Origin of the sequence: Sphingobacterium endophyticum (assembly GCF_009733535.1) — a bacterium.
GTDB lineage: Bacteria > Bacteroidota > Bacteroidia > Sphingobacteriales > Sphingobacteriaceae > Sphingobacterium > Sphingobacterium endophyticum.
The window spans coordinates 62,929-89,610 of record NZ_ML771899.1 but is presented as its reverse complement, the minus strand read 5'-3'; the positions used below and the strand labels follow the sequence as shown (position 1 = coordinate 89,610).

Here is a 26,682-nt window from a genome sequence, read left to right as displayed (position 1 = left end):
TTTCACCCTATTGTTGCACCATTAACTTTTCCCATTTGGGGCGGTTTGAACGAGACCTCTTCTAACGGTAAATAGCGGTACTTGGAAGTTGATCACCTGAGGTCCTTTTGGAATGCCTTGAATATTGTATCTATAAAACAGCAGAATAGGTCATCCCAAATAGGCTATTTGTACTGTTCCATTTCCCGGATCCCTTCACTTGCTCCGGACAGTTCCTTCCTACATGGCTATATTCCAATCAATTCCTAACCCCACCCACCACGAAAAAAAGGCTTATGAAATTTTTCAATAAGCCCTTGCTTTTCAATATCTAAATTCGTTAACTACCTTCTGAACTTATAACCACCTATTTACCAATATAAAAAAATGGACCTCACGCACTGAACGCAAATCTCACAACCATATAAGGCTGAACTATGCGGTCTTCATTTCCCGCTTGGACTCAAATAGCTTATAATTCTTAATCGGATTCCCTTGAAGCAATTCCTTGGTGTCATACTTGATAACAACACCCTTTAATGCCTCTAAATGCCTGGTATGGTGCATGTCGGTGCCCACAAAATCATACATTCCTGCACGGATTAAGGTTAAGGCACATGTCTTCACATTCTCACCATAATACTTACTGATGGAAAGCAGGTTAAGCTGTAGAAAGCAGCCCGCATTTTTAATCTCTTCGAAAATCTTGAAATTATTATGGAAATAGTTGTAACGTTCCGGATGGGCTAGGATGGGCTGGTACCCACGATCTTGGATTGCTTTGATAATGCTGAAGAGGGCCTTGGATTCTGAAAGATAGGACATTTCGATAAGCATATATTTATCGGCGATCAGACAGAGCTTGTCGCTGGAGATCCACTGATCGATCTGGTCATCGATCATATATTCGGCGCTAAAGCCCAATTTAAAATCTATGGAATTTGCTTTTAAATGGTCGCTAAGTTTGTTATGTGCAGCCTTGATCGTTTCGGGCGTATTGTTATGGACACCCGCCATGACGTGCGGTGTAGATATACTGTTGTGGATTCCTAAGGATTTTAACCCTTCTATTAAAATGACCGAATCTTCAACGCTTGGGCTACCATCATCGATCCCTGGTAGGATATGATTGTGAATGTCCCATCCGATCCATTCCAGGCGGTTATGATAAGCCGACTGCTCTTTCTTGTTTGCTCCAAATAAATTACTCCAAAATCCCATAGTTTCTCAAAATATTAAGTTGTTTGGTAATAGGTTATATCTTTCTATTAGACGTTAAGAACCCTTCAAAGGTTTAATTTATACGTGCAATTATCCCTAATTGCTACAATAGATTAGATTAACGTCGAATTCTCTTTTTCCAATTGTTCATAAACCTGTTTAACATCCTGCGCCCGATTCCTGTCCAGTACCAAAACTGCATCTTCCGTATTCACTAGCATACAGTTACTTAAGCCTACAAATACGGTATGCTTATTAGTACCTACAACAATATTGCCATTCTCGTCAACAGGGTGTCCTTTGCCCTTAAAATATTCGAACAGGGAGTCAAATGCCCCCATATCTGACCACTCGAAACGAGCAGGGACAACCTTAATCAATTCACTTCGCTCCATCACAGCATAATCTATGCTCTTGGATGGAATAAGCTTTGAATGTTCTTCATCCAAAACAAGGTCCTCGGCATATTCAAAAGCCACTTCAGCAGCATTGTACAGCTTCGGTTCGAAACGCATAAGTTCCTCCAGATATACCCCCGCCTTAAAACAGAAAATACCCGAGTTCCATAGAAAATTCCCCTTCTTTAAAAAGTCCTTTGCTGTTTCTTCGTTCGGTTTCTCCCGAAATGAAAGTACGGTATTGCCCTCGTGCTCAATATAGCCATACCCCGTCTCCGGACGTGTCGGAACGATTCCGAAAGTCGCTATATAACCCTCCTGCGCATACATAACGCCCTGGTTTATCGCCTCACGGTAGTTCACCAGGCCCTCTATCAAATGATCCGAAGGGGTCACGATCAATATATCGTCGGGGTCTGCGTGAAACGCCGCAAAAGCAATCGCGGCAGCTGTATTGCGGGGCGCCGCCTCTGCGATGATATCGTAATCGTACTGCTGCAGATAGGGTTCCGCTAATGTCTTGTTCTGAACGGATCCAACTAAAATAACCTTCGAGGAAATTTCCTGATTCCGATCAACTGTCCACTCGAATAAGGTTTTCCCATCAAAGATCGGAAGGTATTGCTTCGGTTTCGATTTCCGGGATAAGGGCCACAACCGTGAGCCAACTCCCCCTGATAAAATCACATTTATAATTTTCCCCATGATTACCCAAGTTTCTTCATTTGCATTGCTTCTTCCACTTTTAAATATAGCTCGGCTGTAGCACGTGCGTCGGATAGGGCATCATGATGCTTCAACTCCACTCCCATCAATTCACAGCAGATACTTAATTTGGTCCGCTCAAACCCTAATGACCTATATATCTTACTGGTACAGTCCCAAATAGCCGGCAATCCTAATTTCTCATACGCCAAGGAATAAAAGCCCATAGTTTCCTTTAATACAGAACGATCTAACAGTTCATCATGTGCAACCATATGTTTGGAAGCCAGAAGCTGTTCAATACTCGGAAATAGCTCCTCAAATGTTGGCGCTGAAGAGGTATGTTTGGGCTTTATCCCATGAACCCGTGAGGTCTGCCACATATATTTGTTCTGTGGCGGCTTAACTAAACTGTAAAATTCATTCACAATCTCGCCATTGACTACCTCTACAATACCAACTGAACAAACACTACTGTATTTGGCGGTTGCTAATTCAAAATCTATAGCCGTAAACGTATCTAACATCTTTCTGTAAAAGTAAATATTTAAACTCAATAATTATATCTCCTCTTCCATTTTTCACGAAGGGAAAGTCTCATCTTTTCTTCCGCCGGATTCTTCCCTGGATCGTACAGCTGGACGGAACCTAGTTCCGTTGGCAAATACTCCTGCTCCACGAAGTTTCCCGCATAGGAATGCGCGTACATATATTCGGTACCGTAGTCTAATTCCTTCATTAATTTTGTCGGTGCGTTCCTCAAATGTAACGGAACGGATAAGGTTCCGGTCTTGCGAACCAAGGCCTGTGCCTTATTGATCGCTTCATAGGAGGCATTGCTCTTAACAGAACAAGCCAGATAGATAACGGTTTGCGACAAAATGATCCGGGATTCCGGCCAGCCGATTACATTTACCGCCTGAAAGCAGTTGTTGGCCAATAATAGTGCATTGGGATTGGCATTGCCAATATCTTCCGACGCTAAGATCAATAAGCGCCTGGCAATAAACTTTGGTTCCTCTCCCCCCTCTATCATCCGGGCCAGCCAGTACACCGCAGCATTCGGATCACTCCCGCGTATCGACTTTATAAAAGCTGATATCACATCGTAATGCTGCTCCCCGGACTTGTCGTAGCGTACCCTATTCTGCTGCACATGCCTGGCAACGAACTCATTGGTGATCTCATCTTTGCTATGAACAGAGGCCTGGGATACCAATTCCAAGATGTTCAATAACTTTCGGGCATCTCCCCCAGAAAGCTGTAATAAAGCCTCATACTCTTTTACCTTGATATGTTCAGCCTTCAGATATTCGTCTTCCGAAATGGCCTGATCCACGATCCGCACCAACTCCTGCTTGCTGAGTTCCTTCAGGACATACACCTGGCACCTGGAAAGCAACGCTGAAATGACCTCAAAGGATGGATTCTCTGTGGTCGCACCGATCAGTGTTACAGTTCCCCGTTCTACTGCCCCCAGCAATGAATCCTGTTGGGATTTCGAAAACCGGTGGATCTCGTCGATGAATAGAATAGGCTGCTCTTGGTTAAACTGACGCATCTGCTCAGCCTTCTCGATTACTTCTCGAACTTCCTTAACACCTGATTGAATCGCACTTAGACTATAAAAGGGTCGATCCAACGATTTGGCAATCAATAGGGCCAAGGTCGTCTTACCAACCCCCGGCGGACCCCAAAAAATCATCGAGGGGATAACCTTCTGCTCGATCGCGTTCCACAATACCGCACCCTGGCCGATAATATGCTCTTGACCAACATAATCTGCAAGACGTTTCGGACGCATCCGTTCTGCCAAAGGTATCCTTGTCACCATAATTCACAAAGCTATCGAATTTTCATAGTAAACCCAATGATATGACACTTTAGTAATATGAATGTGGCAATAATTCTATAATGTCATACTCAAGTTGTCTTATACCCCCTGCTATTGCCTATTTCAAATTATTTGATATTTTTGAAAAAAAGAATTGCGAATGATTGATAAAGTGCGTGTTATAATGGCCCTCGGCTTATTCTTTGCAGGATTTGCCGCAAATGCTCAAAACAACAATAAACCCTTGGATCCGGCAGGATTTGTTACAAAATACGATAGCACCTTCGCTGGGATTGGACCTAAGGTTTATATTCTACCCCCTCCCAGAACCAAAGAAGAAGAATTGGTCGACTCCTATAAAGAAAAGACGGGATTCTTTGACTCCATTGCTCGACAATTGGACTATCAAAATATTATTGAGGATTATAAATTAACCTCGAACACTTCCTACATCAAACAGAATTTCGACCCCCTCCCCACTACGGAGCAGGAATGGAATAGTTTGATCGGCAAATTGGAGACTAACAGAAACCTTCCCCTTGCGGCAGGACTGTCCAACAATTATGCCCTTCAATTGCTAAAGCAAGGTGAAATAGACAAATCCATCGCCATCCTCATTCGTGGACTCAATGCCGCTAAATCTTCAGGATCGGGCGAAAAATCTGTCCTTGAACATAATTTGGCAAACACCTACCTGTTCAATGGCAACCTATCGGATGCCGCAGCTATGCAGGAGGCCTTCCTTCAATCGGCAGTCGAGAACAAAGCACCCGTCGACCAGGCAAATACCCTGGTGAGAATCGCCCTGGTGCAGGCATACCAAAAAAATTATCGGTCAGCAGAAAATACGATTATACGCCGTGCATTCCCCATTTTTAACAAAACAAAAAATCACGAAGGAAAAGTAAATGCGTTGATTAGCCTTGCCAAGATTTACCAGCTTCAGAACAAGCATACTGAAGCTCAGTGGTTCTTAATTCAGGCCAAGGATCTTGCTACCCTTCGAAATGTAAAAAATCAACTGCCAGAAATCGAATATATGCTGGCATTCTCAAAATACGTACAGCAAAATTATAAGGTCGCACAGCTTGAGTTTGAAAAGGCAAGAAATTTAGCAGATGACGAAAACAACAAGGTGTTGCAGCTGGCAATCCACGATAAGCTAGGGGACATCTATCTCATGATGGGAAATTTTAAGGATGCTGAACAGGAACTATTAAATTATTGGAAATTAAGAAACGAATTGTTCTAAAATATCATTGGGACTAATCGTGAAAACCTCCATGCAGCAGATGGCCGGAAAAGTTAATAAACCTTAAATATTCCGTTTTTTAGTAATTGAAATGAATATTTTACGTTGTCAATCATACATTGGCCTGATTTTTAACTAAATTTAGCGGTTACAATAATCCGCTAATGATATTAAGCAATTTAATTATTGTCAAACTTTAATGAACAATTTCAAGAATTATACATATATGTTTAAACATCTCATTTTCTGCCTTGCGTTAATTTCTGTCGTAGCCTGTGGGGCGAAACCTCGCATCAATCTTGATCAGCAGGGATTGGAACTTAAACCAACAACGCAACACGAAATCATCGCTAAAGAAGTCGCTAATCTATTGGAGAACTTTAGCTATAAAAAAGTCCCAATGGGCGATTCCCTTTCAAATATCGTATTCGACAACCTCCTTGAGGGCGTTGACCAAGGTAAGAACTATATGCTGAAATCTGATATTGAGGATTTTCAACAGTTTAAAAACACGATCAGCCAGGATTTTAGACAGGGGGATCTTTCCAGTGCATTCTATATCTTCAACAAATATACCAACAGATACTTGCAGTGCATGAATTTTGCACTGGAGCAGATCGATGCGGCACATGATTTTAATAAGGATGAAACCTATACAAGCTTCAGGGAAAAGCAGGAGTGGTTCAGTACGGAAGCAGAACTCAAGGATCAATGGAGAAAACGTGTTAAATACGACCTGTTGAACCTAAGGCTTACTGCCGGTGACTCTGCCAAAGTGGATATTGAAAAGAATAAGGAAACGCTTCGAAGTAGATATAACAACCTGATATCTCAGGCTAAGAAAACCAATGCCAATGATGCATTCCAAATGATCATGACCGCCTTGACGGACGCCGTTGATCCACATACGACCTATTATAACCCTTCATTTGCGCAAGCATTCAATGAAAGCATGTCCAATACCTTAGAGGGTATCGGCGCCCAGCTACAAATGGAAAATGAAATGGTTACCATTAAGCAGATCATTGCCGGCGGACCCGCTTTTAAGGACAAATCGCTGCATATTAACGATCGGATCGTAGGTGTTGCGCAGGGTGATAATGGCGAATTCGAAGATATTATCGGCTGGAGACTGGACGCAGCTGTGGCTAAGATCAAAGGAAAAAAAGGCACGGTCGTAAGATTGAAGATCTTACCTGCTGGCGCTGACAATGCCTCTGCGCCGAAAATCGTAAAATTAACCCGCGAAAAAATCATCCTTGCCGAGGAGTCAGCAAAACGGGAAATCAAAACGATCAAAGGTGAAGATGGTAAATCCTACAAAATCGGGGTTATCAACCTGCCGAAATTCTATATTGACTTCGATGCGGTACGCCGTGGCGACAAAGACTACAAAAGTACCACCCGTGATGTTAGGCTATTATTGGATAGCCTGAAACAAGATGGTGTGGACGCTGTCTTAATGGATTTACGCAATAATGGTGGGGGATCCCTACAGGAGGCCATTGAGCTGACAGGTTTATTTGTTGATCAGGGCCCTGTAGTTCAGGTTAGAGATACCAGAAACCGAGTTCAGGTTGATAGCGATGAGGAAGTAGGATTAGCATGGGAAGGACCGTTTGGCGTAATTATCAACCGCTTTTCGGCTTCGGCATCTGAAATTTTTGCCGGTGCCATTCAGGATTATGGAAGAGGAATCATCCTAGGTTCGACCAGTTACGGTAAAGGTACGGTACAGAATGCAGTAGATATGTCCCGCTTCATTAGCGCAACCAACAAGCTGCTGATAAAAGCTGCCGGAGAATCTGATCCTGACACTCCCAATGGAGCTCCCGAATTTGGTCAGATCAATATCACCATGGGTAAATTTTACCGTGTAACAGGTAGCAGTACCCAACATAAGGGGGTAACTCCAGACGTTACATTCCCAACCCAATATTCTGCTGAAAAATTCGGCGAAAGCTCCGAGCCCTCAGCTCTGCCTTGGGATCAGATCAAGCCTACTAAATTCGCAAGAATAGGAGATCTTTCTCCAATCAACACACAGCTTGAAGAAATTCACAAAGCACGTATGCAAAAATCGCCTGCCTATTCATTCTTATTGGAGGACATTGCAGAGTTCAACAAAAACGAAACAATGCCTGCAATCTCTTTGAATGAAGCAAAACTGAAAGCTGAACGCGAAAAAAATAGACTAAAACAACGCGAACGGATTAACAAGCAACTGTCCTTCTTAGGCGAGCCCCTATGGAAAGAAGGCCAACCACAACCGAAATTGGAGTACGACTTCGTCCTTGAAGAAAGTGCAAACGTACTTACCGATTACATCAAGTTGAATAAAAAATAATTCATTACACTACTAATAACAAAATAGGTCCGAAAAATTTTTCGGACCTATTTTGTTATTTAACCACGAGCCTTAGATCATATCAATAGCCGACCCCCGATCTTCTGGGCTGCCTTATAGCGGGCCAAACCGCATCCCGGCCATTGGCATCCTTCGGCAGGACCCTTTGTTCACGATCCACCAATTTCGGTTCTTCCGAAGCCTTGTATGTCAATACTGCAGTCAAGATAACATTCGATAGCAGATCATCAAAGACCAATTTATCATAGGTGTCCAGGTTTGTGTGCCAGGTATTGCTAAAATACCCCCAGGATAATGAGCTCAACATAAAGCCCGGTACTCCGGCTGCAACAAATGAAGCATGGTCTGAACCTCCCCCTCCTGGTGATCCCGGAAACTGTGTTTTGATATCTTTCGTAATTTCATTTGGAACCGCCTCCAACCAACGTCCCATAAAATCATAGGAATGAACGAAGCCGGACCCGTTGATATTGGCCACCCGACCTGTGCCATTGTCCAAGTTGAAAACTGCTTGAGTTTTCTCAATAACCTCAGGATTATCAAGCACAAAGGACCTAGAACCATTCAAGCCCTGTTCTTCACTGCCCCATAGCCCGATTAGGATCGTACGTTTAGGATTAGGAAGAACCTGTTTTAATACACGAGCTACTTCCATCATGGCAATAGTACCGGTACCGTTGTCCGTCGCTCCAGATCCCCCTTCCCAAGAATCAAGGTGTGCGGAAAGAATTACATATTCATCAGGGAATTCCGATCCCTTGATTTCTGCGATGGTATTGAAGGAAGGAACATTCCCCAGATGCTTGGAGGAAGTCTCTACCTTTATTCTTGGAGCATATCCCTTTTCGGCAAGGCGGTATAGAATACCATAGTCTTCCAGGGAAATATCCAGGGAAGGTGCTTTATGCGTACGAGCACCAAAAATTTTATTGGCACCAAACTCACCGGACCAGTAGCTGCTTAATATCCCGACAGCACCGGCATCTTCGAGAACCGAAGGGATGGAGTTTGGCGCTAAACCGGTTGCTTTGATTCTGTTATTCCATGATGCACCGATAGAGTCGCGCTGCTTATTCATTTTGGCGATCGATTCTGGGGTACCATACTCTTTCCAGTTCCAGTCTGGCCTTCCGGAAGGCTGAGGCATCGAAACCATAACATATTTACCCTTAACCTTCGGAAGCCAGGCACGGAATGCTATTGAATCTCTAAATGCTGGCAGTGCAATAACTTCAGCTTCGATTGCTTTCCCTTTTGTTGTGGGGCTCCACGCCAGCTGAGTTCCTGCCAGGGTTTTCTGTCTTGGATGGGTCATATCGATATGGGAGATTCCACGCTCCCAGCCATGCCATTCACCAAACTGTTGGTTCTTTGCAGGGATACCCCAGCGTTGAAACGTCTTTAATGCCCATTCGTTCGCGTGCGTCATCTGTGGAGTACCCACCAATCTTGGACCGACCACATCCAATAGCTCAAATGCCAGTTGCTCCAGTTCCGAATTATCCTTGGCTTCCTTAACAATCTTTTCTACAACAGGATCCAATTTCTGAACCTGTGATGCGGGAAGTCGCTGCGCATTTAAATGAACTGCATAGCCTGTAGCAACAAACAGCATTGCCAGCCTCCCGAAATAAGTAATAGCTCGATTTTTGAATTTCATATCTATTATTTGGGTTAATTTTTTTAGGTACACCCTAAGGTCGGGATTTTTTGCCAATTTCCCTAAACAACACCATTCCAAACTATTCCATTCCCTTCCCACAGACTTTCACCAAAACTATTTAATCTCTACCCTTAAAATAACTATAATTCCACAAACCTCCTTTTATCAAAACCCATGAAAAAAGGAAAAACAGACTAACCTGTTTCCCCTTTTATACAAATTCATATAATTGTTTATATTTACCTCACTTTATCTCAGACCTTACATCCATCAAGCCATCACAAATCCATCCCCATACTTTCCGACATAAAATCTTTCCGACCTTTATCATCCTATAATCCTGTCTGTCCAGGTCTTATACTGATTAATCAGCCCATTGGTCGAGGAATCATGCGTATCAACCTTCCCTTTACCATCCAACTCCGGTAGAATCTTATTGGCCAGCTGTTTTCCTAGTTCCACGCCCCATTGGTCGAAGCTGAATATATTCCAGATTATACCTTGAACAAAGATTTTATGTTCATATAATGCAATCAATGCACCCAATGTTTTAGGTGTAATTTCTTTAATTAAAAAGGAGTTGGTAGGTCTATTACCTTCAAAAACCTTAAAAGGAGCCAATTCTTTAATTTCTTCCTCCGTTTTTCCGGCTTTTTGAAGCTCTGCGATCACTTCGGCTTCCGATTTACCATTCATTAGGGCCTCGGTTTGAGCAAAGAAATTCGAGAGCAGCATTTGATGGTGTTTGCCTAATGGGTTGTGTGAATTTGCTGGAGCGATAAAATCGCAAGGAATTAGTTTCGTTCCCTGGTGGATCAATTGGTAGAAGGCATGCTGACCGTTAGTCCCTGGTTCACCCCAGATGATGGGACCAGTTTCATAGTCCACGCGATTACCGTTTCTATCGATATATTTACCGTTGCTTTCCATGTCGCCCTGTTGGAAATAGGCTGCAAACCGATGCAGGTATTGGTCATATGGCAGGATGGCACTGCTTTCCGCTTCAAAGAAATTGTTGTACCAGATTCCCAACAACGCAAGGATAACGGGTATATTTTCTTCAAATTCGACATTTCTAAAATGCTCGTCGGCCTCAAAAGCACCGTTCAATAATTTTTCAAAATTATCAAATCCGATGGCCAGGCAGATGGAAAGTCCGATTGCCGACCATAGGGAATAGCGTCCCCCGACCCAGTCCCAAAACTCAAACATGTTTTTCGTATCGATACCGAATGCTGAAACACCGGCTTCATTGGTACTTAATGCCGCAAAATGCTTCGCAACATCCGATTCCTCAGCCCCGGATTTCAAGAACCACTCCTTCGCTGAATTCGCATTGGCCATGGTTTCCTGCGTTGTAAAGGTCTTGGAGGCGATAAGGAAAAGCGTTGTCTCTGGATCCAATTTTTTTAAAGTTTCGGCTATTTGTGTGCCATCAACATTCGATACAAAATGAAGGTTCAAACGGGTCTTGTAGGCCTTTAATCCTTCTGTGACCATCACGGGTCCTAAATCCGATCCGCCGATTCCGATATTCACAACATCGGTAATCTCCTTCCCAGTGAACCCATTCCATGCTCCTGAAATAACACGCTCCGAAAAATCCTTCATCCTTGCAAGGACGGCCTGGATTTCAGGCATCACATCTTTTCCTTCGGTTAATACCGGTTTTCCGGACTGATTCCTCAACGCGGTATGAAGAACAGCTCGATCTTCCGTCTGATTGATCTTTTCGCCATTGAACATCGCTTCAATTGCATCTTTCAACTGACATTCGCGTGCCAACTGAATCAATAGGGCCATCGTTTCCTCGTTAATCCGATTCTTTGAATAGTCCAACAGGATATCCCCTAGATAGAGAGAAAACTTTTGAAAGCGAGCCGGATCGCTGGCGAACATTTCCTTGATGCTCGTCTCATTAATACTTATGTAATGATCCGCTAAATATTTAAATGCTTGGGTAGTCGTAAAATCAATTTTTGGCAACATATATTCTTAATTTGCTCAAATATAAGGATTACAGCCTAATCAATCCTCAATTTTATGTTATCTTTGTTCTTATGACCAAAGAACAGATTCAAGACTTGAGGGATCGTATTACATCCCTGAGGAGGCATCTTTGACATCGATGCCAAGAAAGGTGAAATAGACCAAAACACACAGATTACCCTGCAGCCAACATTTTGGGATGATCCCAAAGCCGCAGAAAAAGTATTGCATGAGATCAAGAACCTGAAAGTTTGGACCGACCAGTTCGACCAGGTCAATGCCTCAGTAGAAGATACTGGAGTATTGTATGAATTCTTTCAGGCCGGTGATGCTACAGATAAAGAATTAGAGGATCAATACCAGATTGCCCTAGACGAAATTGAAGGACTGGAATTCAAGAATATGCTAAGTGCGGAGGAAGATCAGTTGGATGCCATCCTTCAGATAACGGCAGGTGCCGGTGGCACTGAATCCTGTGACTGGGCCGCTATGTTGATGCGTATGTATATTATGTGGGGTGAAAAGCATGGCTGTAAAGTAACCGAGCAGGATTATCAGGAAGGTGATGTGGCCGGCATTAAAACGGTGACCTTACAGTTCTCCGGAAACTTTGCATACGGTTACCTCAAAGGAGAAAACGGCGTACACAGATTGGTCAGAATCTCTCCTTTTGATTCCAATGCAAAAAGGCACACATCTTTCGCCTCGGTATATGTTTACCCCTTGGTGGATGACAATATCGAAATTGAGGTAAAGGATTCTGAAATCGAATGGGATACTTTCCGTTCTGGGGGTGCCGGTGGCCAGAATGTCAACAAGGTCGAAACTGCCGTTAGGTTACACCACAGGCCGACTGGAATTATCATCAAAAACCAGGAGTCAAGGTCACAGCTTCAGAACAAGGAAAATGCCCTCCGTTTGTTGAAATCACAGCTCTACGAAATCGAAATGCGCAAGCGCCAGGAAGCGACGGCCGCAATTGAAGGTTCCAAGAAAAAAATAGAATGGGGTTCTCAGATCCGCAACTATGTGCTGCACCCTTATAAATTAATCAAGGACCTAAGGACCAATACCGAAACCTCAAACACACAGGCAGTGCTTGATGGAGACCTCGATCAATTCCTTAAGTCCTACCTAATGGAATTCGGTGGATAAACATTATTAAGCAAAAGAAGTTGTCCATATTGCAGTGCCCCCAAAAGTTAGGCATTTTCTGGGGGCTTTCCATAATGCCACCCTCTTCTGTTTTATCTTTTTTAGGAAAAAAAAAACCGAAAAAGAATCATAGAAATAACTTTGTTATGAATATCCCAACGAAAGATCAATAAAATTAAAACATTTCACCAGAAAATTATCTATCGCTTGCATTGGTATCGTAACTGCACAAGTCCTGATTCAAAAGTTTTTGTATTTACCAGTTCAATTAGCTGCTCATTTTGAGGCCCTTTAAATAGTCTTACTCCATCCCCCAATAATACGGGAACTACAGAAATAATAAATTCATCGATCAATTTAAGTTTTAACAATTCGTTTATGACTTCAGCCCCTCCGTCACAATAAATATTCTTCCCTTCTTGAGATTTTAATTTTTTGACTAATTCCCCCAGGTCCCCTGAATAAAAATTTGTTTTCCCGATGCTGGGCCTTGCATTTCTTGTAATGACATAAACATCTCGCAGTCCATTATCATAATGATTTGGTCCAACTTCTTTTAGAACGTAATCATACGTTTTCCTACCTATGATTATGGTGTCGATGTTTTCTGTAAATTCTGCATAGCCATAATCCTCTCCCTGTCTTTCAACAAGTTTTAAGAAACTTAGGTCGTCGTTTGGCTTTGCAATAAAACCGTCCAAGCTCATTGCTATAAATACCGATATTTTTCGCATGTTATTAAGATTTTATTTTATGCAAAAATAGCCTTAGATAATCATCCACACTTTGTAAAAATGCGACATTTTAAAGTTGACTTGGATATTTTCCTGTGATCCTCTTGATTTCATTGGAAATATGAGAATGATCATAATACCCACATTCAAACGAAATATCCGACAAACTACGATTCTGAGCCGTCTCTTTGATAATGGTTAAAGCATTACGAAATCTTACGATATTTGAATATTCCTTCGGTGACATTCCAACATGTTTTTTAAAATTACGTTCGAGCTGCCTTATGGTCATATAGTTTCTCCTCGATATATCATTAATTCGCAATTGTCCGTTCGATGCATCTATATCGTTTATCACAGAATTTAATATATTGGTTCTTTTCCTGTTCCTTTCAGTAAAATATCTGTTTAAATATTCGATTGGGTCATTTATGATTTTATCAGCATTGAGGCCATCAGGCACATTAAATTCAATGGTATCATTGTGCAGAATATTTTCTGGGGTATGGTTATAAAAGTTTGAGAGTGTGGCAGGCCTTAAACAGACTCCGACTAAATGGGAATTACGATCAATCAAAGTATCCTTGAATGAGGTCATTGCACCTACTACATATGTTTTTCCAAATTTTAAAGATCTCGATCCGTTATCCGTCAGACAATTTTTACCCAAATTTATAAGTATCCCTAAACATCCATCGGGAAAAACTCTCTCCCAATGATAGTCTGATTCTATTCCTTTTAACTCCCAAAAGAAATTAATAAATGGGCTCAAATCCCAGTGCGGTTTTGTTTCTATATATTTCATCATTAAAATATAACTCTTCAACGTTCAGAACATGATTCTTCATATAGCACTCCATTGCTAAAGATCTCCAATTTTTCAATATTTTCAGAATAGTTTCTCCATCCTTTGGAACACATATGTCAGTTTCATGGAATTGGAAGCATATGGATATTAAAACAACATAAATATTTATAAGTGCAAAAGGTCTGAGCGAATGCTCAGACCTTTTATATATCTCTTAAAATTATTCCTAAAATCTTCCTTCTTTTCCCACGTACCTAGACAACTATCTCAGTTCATTTGTCTTATGTCTAATTTCTATCCCTAAAACAAATTCTTCCACATCATACTTTCCACAGGGCGAATAGTTTTATTATTATATTTAGCATTCCCTTTGCTGTTGTACATGGTCTCGATATCACCTTCGACAACAAAATAGATCAATTGTCCGATAGGCATTCCGGCATACACACGTACGGGCTGCGCAACTGAAATTTCCAATGTCCAGGTATTGCAGAAACCAACATCGCCCTTCCCGGCTGTAGCATGTATATCGATTCCCAATCTTCCTGTACTTGATTTACCTTCTAGAAAGGGAACATGCCCATGACTTTCTGTATATTCCAACGTAACGCCAAGGTATAGGGTACCTGGTTCGAGAACAAATCCTTCAGCAGGAATTTCGAAATGCTCAATTTCATTATGCTTCTTGGCATCTAAAACCTCGTCCTTGTAGGTTGCTAGGTACTTCCCTAAATGCACATCGTAAGAATTTGTCCCTAAACACTTTCTATCGAAAGGCTCGATAACGATCATACCCTTTTCGATTTCCTTTAAAATACGCTTGTCTGATAATATCATGATACTATGGCTAATTCGCAGGATTCAAAAATACATTAAAAAACCAAATAGGGCAAGGAGAATTTTATCGGTGAACTTTCCCCATCTTGCCACCGAAACCGAACAAATCTCTAAACATTTTTTTTGAAGATCTGGAACGGCTAACTCCTTGCCATTTTCTCATCATGTAACCGATAGCATAATCCTTTGGCAAAAAGAGATTTCCTGACCAGAATTTCGGGTTTGGTATCTTTTCCGTTAATTCTGCTCATTTTATAGATTCTTACTTCTTTAAAATGTACATCCGTCATTACTCTTTTTTTATATGCTTTTATACCAATAGAAAAACGCTTCCGGATTGGTCTTTTTTAATTTATTGCAGGATGGATCTTCAATCAACCAATCCTTAATTCCCAATGGATTTTAAACCTTTCTATTTCCTGATTTCCTTTATTAAACAATGAAAGTCAGATAGGAAACTTTAGATGATGCTGTTATGTGTAATGGTAGGCTCTGTAAAATCTGATGGATTTCACAAAGACTGTACTGAAAAATTTTATCAGTTACTTGACGACTTATCGAGTTATCAAGAAGGTCGGATATCGATAATAATTCCTGCAATTCATTACACATCAGCAGAACTCTTTTACGCGTCAAACGTACCTGACAATTTGCTATTATAGGCACATTCTAGCCATAAGTCAAATTCTCCATGTGGAAAATGTCGGGGGTGCAATATGTACCTTTAAGTAAGGTACGATGTCAAAGGAGGTCCTTATGAATCCTACACCTAGAACAAAGTCAATCAGTGTCAATTCTTATGCTTATCCCTACCTAGGAATAAAAAAGGAGCTAACTCGACCTAGTAAACCAAATCATATAAATTTCTTTAAGGTTATTGAAGAACGACGGAGCAACAAGGACTTATTACCCTTAGAAGAGAATCAACTTGATTCTCTTTTATGGTATAGCAGTCGAACTCGGGATGCGTATCTTGATGAAGATTACATTCTTTCCAAGCGGCCTTCTCCATCCGCAGGCGCCGTTCATCCTATAGATATACTGATCAATCATGCAGGGGATAATTTCTTCTCCATCTATAGTCCATTTGAACACGGAGTATATAGGCTAGATTTTTTAGAAGAAAAAGTGCAAAGCTTTATTAAACATATCTCATTGGCTTTTCCCGGTAGAAAAGGAACTTTACTCTGGTTTATTATCCATCAATATAGAACGGATAAATATTATAAAAATTCCGAAAGTCTTGGCTGGCGTGATGCCGGAGCACTTATGCAAACAATGCTCTTACCTGTAGTGCTTTAGGAATAGGCTGTTGCCCTGTAGGAACCTTAGGTGAACCATATATTTACGAATTGCACAACAATTTTGAAGGCATATCCAGTGGAGGTGGAATTATTATCGGAAATACTTGACAATGTCAAATGTTCACTATAAATTAGTGTTCACAAAAAAGTGAACACTACACAAACGTGAACATGAAGATACAGCCAATATTTCAAATTCTGTACGAACTTCAGAATAAGACATCATTAAAAGGTCGGTGGTATGATAAAAATGATGGTCATAGCATTGATGGTGTTCTGGAACTCGATAACTCAAAAGTAATTTACGCATTACCCGCCGAATATAAAAAAGAGATCAAGCCATTCCACCTAATCGCTCTCAAAGATTTAAAGGAAACTAATAAAAATCTAATTGTCCTTTCTGAACAGATATTTCCCACAATAAGAGATCGTCTAAGAGAAATGGGAATTAACTATATTGACAGTACAGGCAACTGTTTTATACAAATTAATGACTGGCACTTTCTCATTGATGGCCTGCGAGCTCCCTCTAAGAAAAGTGTTCAGAAAAATGGCTTCACTCGAACAGGTCTCATTCTCGCATTTCATTTTCTCAATGATGAAAATTATCTCAACACGACATACAGGCAAATTGCGGAAGACTATAAAATATCCTTAGGTAATGTCAATAAAATAATAAATTCTCTTAAGGAACAAAACTACATTGCCAAAGGCAAAAATAAGACATTGCGAATAATAAACCGAGATAAACTGCTAGAACAATGGATTTTAGAATATGATGAAAAATTAAAACCTACATTATTTTTAGGAGAATTTCGTTTTATTAACGAGTATGCAAAAGATTGGACGAAAGTCCCTTTGGGTGTAAACAGTCAATGGGGAGGTGAACCTGCGGGCGATTTACTGACCAATTATTTACAGCCTGCAGAGTTAACACTTTATACAAAAGAAAACAGTATGGACTTAATAAAGAAACTCAAAATAGCACCTGGGAAAGGAAACCTTAAAATATATTCTAGGTTCTGGATGTTCAACGACAAAAGACCAAATGTAGTTCCTACAATTTTAGTATATGCTGATTTAGTAAACACCGGAGACCCTAGAAATATCGAAACTGCAAAAATGCTGATTGATGGACTTTTTAGAGATTAATATAGAAAAGCTTCGAAACGGCGAAATGAAAAATACTTTCAGAGCATTAGAAAATGTATTTGAAAAGTACAACATTGATTTTTACCTGATTGGTGCGTTTGCTCGTGAAATATGGTTAAGTCATATAGAAGACCTCCCCATGAGAAGAATTACCAGAGACATTGACTTTTCTCTATTTATCAATGAGTATAGGGACTTTGAAAACGTTAAAGAATATCTATCAAGCCATGAAGGATTTATAGAGTTTGCTGAGCCATTTCGTATGCAATCTCCAGACCATGTAGTTGTAGATCTATTACCGTTTGGCGGAATAGAAAACGATCGACACGTACATCTAAATGGAAAAACGGAGTTACAAATATCTGTTTTTGGAAATATGGAGGTGCTTAGCCATGCTGCAAATATTACTAAAGACGGGCGGAGGTTCAAAGTTTGCACTCTGCCTGGCCTCTGTATAATGAAACTAATATCAGCCCATGAAAAAAGTGATCGGTATGTAAAGGATTTAGGAGATTTTTACTACATCCTCTTAAATTATTTCACTATTGCAGGAGAAGAACTCTATGACACCTATCATGATGATCTGATCGAAGAAAATTTCGAACCTTCAATTGCTTCTGCCAGGATGCTTGGAAGGCAGATGAATCAAATCCTCACTGAATCGAAAGACCTGAAAACCATGATCGTAAAACACTTAGAAAAGATGAATGGACCTTTTTCATATGATGATATCCACGAAATGTATGAACATGAAAGAACAGACAAATACATCATAAAAAGGAAACTAATAAGTGAGGTATTAAGGGAGCTATAATGAAGCCCTCTTGATAGGAGAAAATCTAACTTATTCTCTGATTAAATGATTTCTAAAAGAAAGGGAAACTTGAGGTATTTTATTTCACGAATATAATTTTGCTAACCAGGTGAACACCATGGAAAACACATTTATTAACACTCGCTTCATTGATCAATGAAGCTAAATACCAACCAAAACTCCTTATAAATGTTTATCTTTTAAGGTCGACTTACGCTGGATGCACGGAATAATTCCAACTGATCAAAACTTCTTCCATTTGTTTTTGCTTAACCTTGCTCTTTTATTTCTTCCCAACGTTTAACGGTCACAGGGTCTACACCCATGTTCTTTGCCAAACTCTTCTGACTTAGTCCATTTATATCTAGATCCTTCTGGGTCTATTATATCGATCTTGCTGAGCATGTCCACCACCTTCGTAAGCCGATTCCATGTTAAAAATTGTTGAATGTTGTATATGTCCAAATAAAAACCATTTATAAACTAAATTTTCAAAAAATTGTTATATTAATTTAAAATCAATTATGAGCAACAACGATGTATTTTCACAGAAGGAACGCAACGTCATTATCCTGATCATTGTTATTATATTGGGCGGCATTATTCTTTATGCTACCTCAGGTATTTTCGGGGCGTTCTTAGGGACAATGGTCATGTATACCTTATTCCGTAACTTAAATATCTTTTTGATCGAAAGATGGAACTGGCCAAAACCTGTCTCTTCCATTTTTATCATCATTATTTCCATATTCATTATTGTACTTCCTTTCTTAGGAATTGGGAAGATGCTTTTCGACAAAGCGGTCGAGCTGCAGCAGAATCCACAATGGGTAAAGAAGATTATGGATGCGATCAAACACTTTGTCGGGGACAAACTTGGACAGCCTGACCTTATCGAAAAACAGTTAGAAGCTAGCTCCACTTATTTTGGTGCGCTCCTAACCTCAGCCCTTAGTGGTGCAGCAAATATTTTTCTGGAAATTGCGGTGATGTATTTTCTCCTGTACTTTCTCTTTGTAAACTATCGCGGATTTGAAGGCAGCCTCGTTCACTACCTTCCTTTTGACGACGAAAGTGCCGTCGTATTTGGAGAAGAACTCAAGAACATAACCTACTCCAACATTATCGGACAAACGATTATTGCCATCATCCAAGGGGCATGTCTGGCCGTTGGATTTTGGATTTTCGGCGCCAAGGACCCCTTATTCTGGGGGGTAATATGTGCCATACTTTCCTTTATTCCCCTTTTGGGACCACCTTTGATCTTTGTCCCTGCCGCAGTGATGTTGCTAGCCGATGGCCAAAATTGGCAAGGTATAGGTCTGTTGATCTGGGGATTTGGACTGGTGATCAACATCGATAACGTCCTTAGATTGGTCATCGCAAAGAAAATTGGGGATATACACCCAATTATTACTGTCGTAGGGGTAATCATCGGCATTCCTCTTTTTGGATTGATCGGCTTAGTTTACGGGCCCTTACTGCTTGCTTATTTCTTGATTGCGGTCCGGATTTATAAAGCCAACAAGCGACTCTCGTTGAAACGAGACCAGCTGGAGGACAGTATTTAGTTGTAGGATTTTTTTGGTGAGGCAAGCCTGTTTGAATGCAATTCCAAGCTGAGGGCATGGGTGAACTTTGGAACGGAATTCATTCGACTACATAGCCGAGCATATATTCATTGAATCTTTCATAGTAGACCTGAAATGTTTGGATTTCACTACCTTTGCTAAGATTTACTTGCATGACTCCCTGTGGGGTGAAGGTAAAAGGAAGAACGGACATATCATCATAAAAGGACACCCCCTTGTTACCCTGAAGTTTGTAAACCGCTTCTTTGGCACACCAACAGGCATATAACTGATCGACGAATTGTTCCTCTTCCAAGAATGCCTGCTCCTGCGGTTTTAAGAATTTATCCTTAATGCGGACGACTTTATCCTTAACGATTTCTAGGTCAATACCACAAGCGCCTGCTGTGCTTAGCATTACCCCGGCATAATCAAAGGAATGGGTCAAAGATATTTCATAGGGAAAATCAGGAAGATAGGGTTTGCCATTTACATCGGAAGGACAGCTGATAAATTCCGGAGTCTGAAGCAGGTACCGCAATAGTACTCTTGTTGCCAGCCAATGTAAAGTCCTTTTCCCTTTAGCCATGCTGCTCAGCTTGGCCAATTCTGATTCATCTAATTGCAGCATCGCAATCAACTCCTCTTCGGATTCCTCAATTTTCCACAGCGCAATTCTACTGTGCAAATCCAATTCTTTAAGATAGGCTAGTGACATAATCAAAGATAAAGATTTGTTTACAAATCGATAGCGATAGAATTACCCTTTAATTTCAAGCCGCGTACTTATCTTGCATTTTAATATAATCCACCAAGACTTGGTTATTGGTTCATACCAAAATTCAACTCCCTCATCCCCCATTCAGACCTCTTGTGTGTTTCGTCTTATGTCCATCCCCCTAAAACCTTGGTTTGCGCTTCTCTAAAAACGCGCTAACGCCTTCCTGAAATTCCTCTGAGCCAAAACATTTCCCAAAGGCATCGATCTCGGATTGATAGCCGTCCTTTTGTTTGCTCAACCCGGCATTTACCACTCCAATTGCCGTCGCCACTGCATTTCTGGAGCGGGAATAGATCTTGTTCAATATATTTTGGGCGGTTCCTTCAAGCTCATAGAGCTCGACAACCTGATTTACCAAACCCCATTGGTATGCATCTTGGGCCTCGACCATTTCTCCGGTGAGGATCATCTCCAAGGCTTTACCTTTACCTACCAATTCTACAAGCCTTTGCGTACCACCGTAGCCAGGAATAAGGCCAAGGGAAACCTCCGGAAGACCCATCTTGGCGGTTTTCGAAGCTATCCTGACATGACAGGCCAAGGCTAATTCCAGGCCTCCACCTAAGGCATATCCATTGATGCCCGCAATTACGGGTTTTGAAAAATTAGCAATTTTGTCCATCAGTTCATGTCCGAAAGAAGACAGTGACTTACCCTCTTCCGAGGACTTTCCTAAAAATTCCTGAATGTCTGCCCCTGCAACAAATGCTTTCTGTCCTGCTCCGGTGATAAAAATTCCACGAACGGAATCATCATGCTCTACTGAATCTACCGCAGCCTTCAGTTCTGCAATGGTATCTTGGTTTAAGGCATTTAGCTTAGTCTCTCTGTTGATGGTAATATATGCGGTGCTTTCCTTGATCGAAAGAATGATATTTTGGTAGCTCATATTAAAAATTGATGTTGATGGATAACCTAAACCGATCGCTTCTTGCATTTGGGAGTCCGTGGTAGCTTAACCGCTTCACATATTCAACCTTTAAAACATTCAGGATATTGTCAATCCCAACCGTCCCTTCCCAATAAGGCCCGGGATTGGGAACATGGGTCAATATTTCTCCTTCTTTATTCCTGTCAAATTGAACGACCTCCTGACTAATATACGGGTTATTTCGGTCACTTAACTTCCCGTAGAACATTTGCGCCCCCCAGACCTCTCGTAAGTTCAGCCTCTTAATCAATGGAATTTTATTGAACAGGAATCCCTGCATCTGGTGATAGAATCCTACCTTCATATAGCGATCGGCAACAAATTCCATCGGGTTCATCATATCAAAATCGATCTGATGCCGGTCTTCCTTCTGTTTGACATTCGGTAGCTCCAGCATGGTATAGGGAAGTGTTCCCCAGATCTTGCCCCCGGAAACCCTTACATCTGCAAACCCCAGCTGATTCAGAAAAAATCGCTTCGATGCGGCGGCAGTCAATTTTTCATACGCATAGGTCGTATTCCAAAAACCGTCCAAACTCCGTGTATAGGTCACATTAAAAACTGGATGTTTCTCAATAATGGTTTTTCTAGACAGATTGCGATAATAGAACTTCTCGAATGGTGCCCATCTAACATCCACATGGGCTTCATTACTTTGAATATGGGTTAACAGGAGATCCGGATCCCTACTGCTTATTAGGCGCAAATCCCCAACCGTAGATTGATCCCGATGGGTAAGTCCCGTTGTTATACTGAAATGGTTACCAAATTCAAAGACATGCTGCAGCTGATAGGCTTGGGTATCGAACCATTTCGTTGGCCTGTTCCTTCGGATGGACCGAAAGAAGCTATCCCCCTTTAAAAAGCCGATCTGCTGACCCGGCTCCATAATATCACTCTGGATGGATCCTTCAATATAATGTGCGGGAAAGGTAACGATGGACCGCCGATTTAAGGAGACCGCAGACTTTAGATAATATTTTGCGCGAGCATCTTCAAGGCCATAAGCCAGGTACCCTTCAAAAAACGCCTTGTCCGTTAAGTTTTGTGTCGTGCGGCCACCAATCCTAAAACGGTTGCCCTCCACATTGTTCTGGCTATACAGGTATTCTAGGGGACCAAGCTCAAATTTACCCAGATTATAATACCCCTGTGAAACAAGATACCCGACTGCAAGGAGCGTTTTGAAGCTCTTCTTATTGTTTAGCGTCTCAATATTTTGATAGGTATTCTGCTCCGTGGGATTCAGTGCAATAGGTCGATTTGGAATGGTAATCTCAGCTTGGGGCAAAATCTCCGTTGGCGGTCCTCCAAAAATGTTATCCGGAAATTTGGAGTCCAATACATAATTCTCATTCACGGTGACACGATCAGCAAAGTGCGATTCGCCTTTTCGGATGCCAAATGTTAGAAAGGTACGTGTACTGTCCATCAACATGATACCGGCCTCATTTTTTATATAATGAAAGCTGATCACACCCTCTTTAACCCAGTTTAGATTGGTCTCCCGGTTTATTTTCAGTTCGGCCTGTTTAACCGCGTAACTGCCATCCATACTGATCTGAAGGACGCCATTGAATAAAAGATCCGTGCTGTTCCTAGGCTCAAACTTTAACTGTATAAAATATCCCTCATCATTGAAAATGGTATCTGTGATATAATATTTATAGAATACTTTGCCGTTATCTGCAATTGGACTCAAGAATTGTTTGTTCAGGATATAGATACTCTCATCATAAACATCTACCTGCTGGAACATATAGTTCAAAAAAGACTGGATATTGGGATTGTTAATATACCGTTTGTCAAATTCTGTCTTGCGTTGGGCAGTGATGACCTTCTTAAATTTTGATGGATCTTTTTTTCCATAGACCTTCGCATTGCTTTCTTCCAGATAAAGGGCCAGTAACTTCTTACCAGCTTGACTTGTGCTGTCTATATTGTTAAACAGAAAATTCAGTCCCAGCATGCCCTCCCGCTTGGATATTTTTGGATCAAGCATCCCAAACTTGAGCTTTTCATATTGGTCGAACGCTAAGCTATCTTTTCCAGAAAGCCTATTTTTATGCTTATTGCGAATAACTAGGTCAATCAACTCGACGGCCTTATTATTCCTATTCCGATATTTAGATTTATGACTGATTGAAACCGCCTCGATCCGATTGGATTCATGGTCCAATTCGATGATTAACATAGAATCGCCGGGCAATGAATCCACAAGGAGGCTCTTATAGCCCAACGCTCGAACCTCGAGCTGTTTGCTATTTCCTGAAACCTGTAGGCTAAACCTTCCATTTTTATCAGCAGATGTGCCGTTTTGGCCCTGCAGATCGGTAATCGTGGCCCCCATAATGGGCTGCTTGCTGTCTTTATCCTGAACCAGACCCCTAATGAGGGATTGGGCCAACGAACTGTTGACCGTTAAGCAAAAAACAAAGACGTATGTGCACAAAAAATAGAAGAAAGGGACGCTCCTCATAATTAAACCTGAACTTTATAAAGATACAATTTGTTGTGAAAGTTCAAATTATTAAACGAAAAAAGGAGAATATTTATGTTGCTAAGACTCAAATTTTTCCAAAAAATGAACGCTTCGATCATCTATGAATTTTTCGATCGATTCAATTTCAGCTGACCTAAAACTAATTCATCATTGAATTTCGCTAGGGTAACCCCATTCAGAATCCGTGTCAGTTCTGCCCGAACAGCCTTAAACTCACCATGTAAGGGACAGGGAAATTCCTCCGAACATTGTGACAGCCCCATGGCACAGCCAATAAAAATCTCATCCCCATCGATTGCCTTGATGACCTCTGATAATTTCTTGTTCATCTCTTCATCCGTCAGGTAAAACCCTCCATTGGGTCCTTTGCTCGAACGCACAATCCCATTCCTACTGAGCTGCTGCAGAATCTTCCCAAGGAAGGGCTCGGGAGAATCAATATTATTCGCAATCTCCTTAATGCCTACCTTTTTATCCAAATAACTCGACTTGGCAATAAAAAATACAGCACGGATCGCATATTCAGCTGACTTTGAAAACATTCCCATAAACCAAAATTATCGATAAATAATGACAACAATCATATTTTCAAGAATCATTGAACAAAGCATTGATAGCCAATATCTTAAAATCATATTTTTTTAGCTAAAGTGGCAAAAGTATATTAAAAGACTTTTTTGTCCTTTATTATTTTTAAATTTGTATATAGCTTATAATTAAATAGTTGAGAAAACAAAGATTTACGTGATGACAGAACAACAAATAGCATTAATTAAGGGTACGATACCCGTGCTAAAAGAAAACGGAGTATTGTTAACGAGTTATTTTTATGAAAGGATGTTTAAGCATAATCCCGAACTCAAACATATCTTCAACATGGGAAACCAAAAATCAGGAAAACAACAGACTGCTCTAGCAATGGCCGTTTTAGCATACGCTGAAAACATTGAAAACCCATCGGTCTTGTTGGGGGTAGTCGACCATATCGGCCACAAACACACCAGTTTGGACATCAGGCCGGAACATTATCAGATCGTGGGCAAGCACCTGATATCCTCCATCAAAGAAGTTTTGGGGGAGTCAGCGTCCCAAGAGCTGCTTGAAGCTTGGGGAATTGCTTACAACCAACTGTCCGCAATTATGTCCGGACATGAAGCACATATTTATCAAGACAAGGTCAGCAGCATTGGCGGTTGGACGGGATGGAGGCCTTTTATGGTCAAAGATAAAATTAAAGAGTCCGAGGAAATAACTTCATTCTACCTTTACCCTACCGACAATGGTGAAATAGCAGAGCATTTGCCTGGTCAGTATATCTCAGTAAGGCTGTTTCTCCCTGAATTGAACTTATTACAGCCGCGACAGTACAGTATCTCCAGTTCTGCGAACGGCAAATATTATAGGATTTCTGTTAAAAAAGAACGGGGCAACAATAATCCGGACGGACTCATCAGCAATAGATTGCATGATCATATTCAGACCGGAGATACTATAGACCTGACCTCACCTTCCGGAAATTTTGTTCTAAGTGCCGATGGCAGTTCAAAACCCCAAGTTTTCATCAGCGGGGGAATTGGACAGACCCCTTTATTGGCGATGGTGGAGGATCTAATTCTAAACCATAAAACAGACCAGCCAATCATCTGGGTCCATGGTTGTAGGAACGAACAGGTTCATGCCTTTAAAGATAGGCTGAAGGAACTATCGTCCTTGAACGATACTTTTCAAAATCTACTTTTCTATGAACAGATCCAGGAAGACAGGGAAAACACAAAAATTGGAATGGTAGACCTGAAAGCTATTGAACAGGAAATTCTATTACCCAAGGCGGATTACTACCTATGTGGTCCTGCCGGATTCATCAGGAAGCATTATACTTTCCTAAAGGATGCTGGCGTTGACAGCAGATCAATCCATTTTGAAGAATTCGGCCCGGCATCATTAACGCTGAATTAGCAAAATCCGGGACAATGAATGTTGGCTCAATGTATTCTGAAGTCGACATTCATTTCCATTTTAAAAAGGTTAAAGCTGCTTGCGAAGAATTAATTCCTCATTTACGTACATTATGGATACAAAACCTCTAAAAAGACATCAGGCTTTACAGCCGTTGAGCAAGGAACATCATTTTGCATTACTGTTATGCTGGAAGATCCGTAAAGGGCAGGAACTTAATATAGAACCGAACCGAATAGGAGATTTTGTAAAGCAGATGTGGGACCACCAGATCGCGGAACATTTCGAGATTGAGGAGAAATACATCTTTTCCATATTGGAGCCAGACAATAAACTCCTACATGAGGCATTATCCGACCATAAGACCATCAAGCGCCTTATCCTGAACGAACCCTTCACCGAAAAGTCCCTAAACAGGCTTGAAGAAAAACTGGAGCAGCACATACGCATGGAAGAAAGACAATTATTTCCGCATATCCAATCCATTGCATCCAATGAACAGCTCAAGGCTGTTCAAACCCATCATACCCTCCCCATCGCTGAAATGCCTTGGAACGATCGTTTCTGGGAAACAGGGCCGAGATAGGATCTCCCTCTATGGGGGTTTTGCATGGCTTTAGCCATTCCGTGTTAATGGACCTTTTTTACCCAAATCTCATTCTCAATCTCCACTAATACTCTTTTCTCTTACCAACGCTCCCATATTATACTTTCCTACCCTTTGAAG

At 41.1% G+C, this 26,682-nt stretch carries 24 protein-coding genes; 9 read left to right on the top strand and 15 right to left on the bottom strand.

Annotation, left to right across the window (positions count from 1 at the left end; all coding sequences use genetic code 11):
- Window positions 1-414: 414 nt before the first annotated feature.
- The 4 genes from E0Y80_RS00405 to E0Y80_RS00390 form a co-directional block, all read right to left on the bottom strand.
- Window positions 415-1,200: a tyrosine-protein phosphatase gene (locus E0Y80_RS00405; RefSeq protein WP_156305353.1), complete on the bottom strand. Its 786-nt coding sequence runs from the start codon at window positions 1,198-1,200 to the stop codon at window positions 415-417.
- Window positions 1,201-1,313: 113 nt separating this feature from the next.
- The gene (locus E0Y80_RS00400) at window positions 1,314-2,303 is read right to left on the bottom strand and encodes a mannose-1-phosphate guanylyltransferase (RefSeq protein WP_156305352.1); all 990 of its coding nucleotides are present in this window, start codon (window positions 2,301-2,303) and stop codon (window positions 1,314-1,316) included.
- 2 nt (window positions 2,304-2,305) lie between these two features.
- Window positions 2,306-2,830, bottom strand: coding sequence for an exonuclease domain-containing protein (locus E0Y80_RS00395; RefSeq protein WP_156305351.1), 525 nt, complete (start codon window positions 2,828-2,830; stop codon window positions 2,306-2,308).
- 26 nt (window positions 2,831-2,856) lie between these two features.
- Complete coding sequence (locus tag E0Y80_RS00390; protein WP_156305350.1) at window positions 2,857-4,137, bottom strand: replication-associated recombination protein A; 1,281 nt, start codon at window positions 4,135-4,137, stop codon at window positions 2,857-2,859.
- 160 nt (window positions 4,138-4,297) lie between these two features.
- On the opposite strand from E0Y80_RS00390, the gene E0Y80_RS00385 reads away from it, so the two are divergent.
- A complete protein-coding gene (locus E0Y80_RS00385) occupies window positions 4,298-5,389 on the top strand; it encodes a tetratricopeptide repeat protein (RefSeq protein WP_156305349.1) in 1,092 nt (363 codons plus the stop codon).
- A gap of 226 nt (window positions 5,390-5,615) precedes the next feature.
- On the top strand, window positions 5,616-7,736 hold the full coding sequence (locus tag E0Y80_RS00380) for a carboxy terminal-processing peptidase (protein ID WP_156305348.1): 2,121 nt from the start codon (window positions 5,616-5,618) through the stop codon (window positions 7,734-7,736).
- 82 nt (window positions 7,737-7,818) lie between these two features.
- Here E0Y80_RS00380 and E0Y80_RS00375 read toward each other — a convergent pair whose 3' ends face one another.
- Together E0Y80_RS00375 and pgi are read right to left on the bottom strand one after the other, a co-directional pair.
- The gene (locus E0Y80_RS00375) at window positions 7,819-9,417 is read right to left on the bottom strand and encodes a M20/M25/M40 family metallo-hydrolase (RefSeq protein ID WP_197091423.1); all 1,599 of its coding nucleotides are present in this window, start codon (window positions 9,415-9,417) and stop codon (window positions 7,819-7,821) included.
- A gap of 330 nt (window positions 9,418-9,747) precedes the next feature.
- The gene (pgi, locus tag E0Y80_RS00370; RefSeq protein WP_156305347.1) at window positions 9,748-11,409 is read right to left on the bottom strand and encodes a glucose-6-phosphate isomerase; all 1,662 of its coding nucleotides are present in this window, start codon (window positions 11,407-11,409) and stop codon (window positions 9,748-9,750) included.
- A gap of 71 nt (window positions 11,410-11,480) precedes the next feature.
- Here pgi and prfB point away from each other — a divergent pair.
- A protein-coding gene (gene prfB / locus E0Y80_RS00365; RefSeq protein ID WP_156305346.1) for a peptide chain release factor 2 occupies window positions 11,481-12,564 on the top strand; the annotation gives its coding sequence in 2 pieces (ribosomal slippage) (window positions 11,481-11,540 and window positions 11,542-12,564; 1,083 coding nt in all).
- Between the two features lie 200 nt (window positions 12,565-12,764).
- Here the strand turns inward: prfB and E0Y80_RS00360 are convergent.
- From E0Y80_RS00360 to E0Y80_RS00345, 4 genes are all read right to left on the bottom strand, one after another.
- Window positions 12,765-13,298, bottom strand: coding sequence for a dihydrofolate reductase family protein (locus E0Y80_RS00360; protein WP_156305345.1), 534 nt, complete (start codon window positions 13,296-13,298; stop codon window positions 12,765-12,767).
- A gap of 70 nt (window positions 13,299-13,368) precedes the next feature.
- Window positions 13,369-14,106, bottom strand: coding sequence for a helix-turn-helix transcriptional regulator (locus E0Y80_RS00355; RefSeq protein ID WP_197091422.1), 738 nt, complete (start codon window positions 14,104-14,106; stop codon window positions 13,369-13,371).
- A gap of 300 nt (window positions 14,107-14,406) precedes the next feature.
- On the bottom strand, window positions 14,407-14,943 hold the full coding sequence (dcd, locus tag E0Y80_RS00350; RefSeq protein WP_156305344.1) for a dCTP deaminase: 537 nt from the start codon (window positions 14,941-14,943) through the stop codon (window positions 14,407-14,409).
- Between the two features lie 140 nt (window positions 14,944-15,083).
- Window positions 15,084-15,233, bottom strand: a complete 150-nt coding sequence (locus E0Y80_RS00345) for a PDDEXK family nuclease (RefSeq protein WP_156305343.1) — start codon at window positions 15,231-15,233, stop codon at window positions 15,084-15,086.
- Between the two features lie 448 nt (window positions 15,234-15,681).
- On the opposite strand from E0Y80_RS00345, the gene E0Y80_RS00340 reads away from it, so the two are divergent.
- The 3 genes from E0Y80_RS00340 to E0Y80_RS00330 all read left to right on the top strand — a co-directional run bounded on the left by E0Y80_RS00340 (window position 15,682) and on the right by E0Y80_RS00330 (window position 18,213).
- Window positions 15,682-16,245, top strand: a complete 564-nt coding sequence (locus E0Y80_RS00340; RefSeq protein ID WP_156305342.1) for a nitroreductase family protein — start codon at window positions 15,682-15,684, stop codon at window positions 16,243-16,245.
- Window positions 16,246-16,418: 173 nt separating this feature from the next.
- Window positions 16,419-17,399, top strand: a complete 981-nt coding sequence (locus E0Y80_RS00335; RefSeq protein WP_156305341.1) for a type IV toxin-antitoxin system AbiEi family antitoxin — start codon at window positions 16,419-16,421, stop codon at window positions 17,397-17,399.
- On the top strand, window positions 17,380-18,213 hold the full coding sequence (locus tag E0Y80_RS00330) for a nucleotidyl transferase AbiEii/AbiGii toxin family protein (protein ID WP_156305340.1): 834 nt from the start codon (window positions 17,380-17,382) through the stop codon (window positions 18,211-18,213). The genes E0Y80_RS00335 and E0Y80_RS00330 overlap by 20 nt, the downstream gene beginning before the upstream one ends.
- A gap of 269 nt (window positions 18,214-18,482) precedes the next feature.
- Here E0Y80_RS00330 and E0Y80_RS20940 read toward each other — a convergent pair whose 3' ends face one another.
- On the bottom strand, window positions 18,483-18,575 hold the full coding sequence (locus E0Y80_RS20940) for a helix-turn-helix domain-containing protein (protein ID WP_156305913.1): 93 nt from the start codon (window positions 18,573-18,575) through the stop codon (window positions 18,483-18,485).
- A 162-nt stretch (window positions 18,576-18,737) separates the two neighbouring features.
- Between E0Y80_RS20940 and E0Y80_RS00320 the strand changes: the two genes are divergently transcribed.
- Entirely contained in the window at window positions 18,738-19,784 is a 1,047-nt protein-coding gene (locus tag E0Y80_RS00320; protein ID WP_156305339.1) for an AI-2E family transporter, read from the top strand.
- 79 nt (window positions 19,785-19,863) lie between these two features.
- Here E0Y80_RS00320 and E0Y80_RS00315 read toward each other — a convergent pair whose 3' ends face one another.
- The 4 genes from E0Y80_RS00315 to E0Y80_RS00300 all read right to left on the bottom strand — a co-directional run bounded on the left by E0Y80_RS00315 (window position 19,864) and on the right by E0Y80_RS00300 (window position 24,547).
- The gene (locus E0Y80_RS00315; protein ID WP_156305338.1) at window positions 19,864-20,502 is read right to left on the bottom strand and encodes a 4'-phosphopantetheinyl transferase family protein; all 639 of its coding nucleotides are present in this window, start codon (window positions 20,500-20,502) and stop codon (window positions 19,864-19,866) included.
- A gap of 181 nt (window positions 20,503-20,683) precedes the next feature.
- Window positions 20,684-21,454, bottom strand: coding sequence for an enoyl-CoA hydratase/isomerase family protein (locus tag E0Y80_RS00310; protein ID WP_156305337.1), 771 nt, complete (start codon window positions 21,452-21,454; stop codon window positions 20,684-20,686).
- A gap of 1 nt (window position 21,455) precedes the next feature.
- Window positions 21,456-23,903, bottom strand: coding sequence for a DUF5686 family protein (locus E0Y80_RS00305; RefSeq protein WP_197091421.1), 2,448 nt, complete (start codon window positions 23,901-23,903; stop codon window positions 21,456-21,458).
- 194 nt (window positions 23,904-24,097) lie between these two features.
- Window positions 24,098-24,547: an RrF2 family transcriptional regulator gene (locus E0Y80_RS00300; protein ID WP_156305335.1), complete on the bottom strand. Its 450-nt coding sequence runs from the start codon at window positions 24,545-24,547 to the stop codon at window positions 24,098-24,100.
- Window positions 24,548-24,746: 199 nt separating this feature from the next.
- On the opposite strand from E0Y80_RS00300, the gene hmpA reads away from it, so the two are divergent.
- Window positions 24,747-25,955 (top strand): NO-inducible flavohemoprotein, encoded by a 1,209-nt coding sequence (hmpA, locus tag E0Y80_RS00295; RefSeq protein WP_156305334.1) that lies wholly within the window; start codon window positions 24,747-24,749, stop codon window positions 25,953-25,955.
- A gap of 79 nt (window positions 25,956-26,034) precedes the next feature.
- Window positions 26,035-26,541, top strand: coding sequence for a hemerythrin domain-containing protein (locus E0Y80_RS00290; protein ID WP_197091420.1), 507 nt, complete (start codon window positions 26,035-26,037; stop codon window positions 26,539-26,541).
- Window positions 26,542-26,682 lie beyond the last annotated feature (141 nt).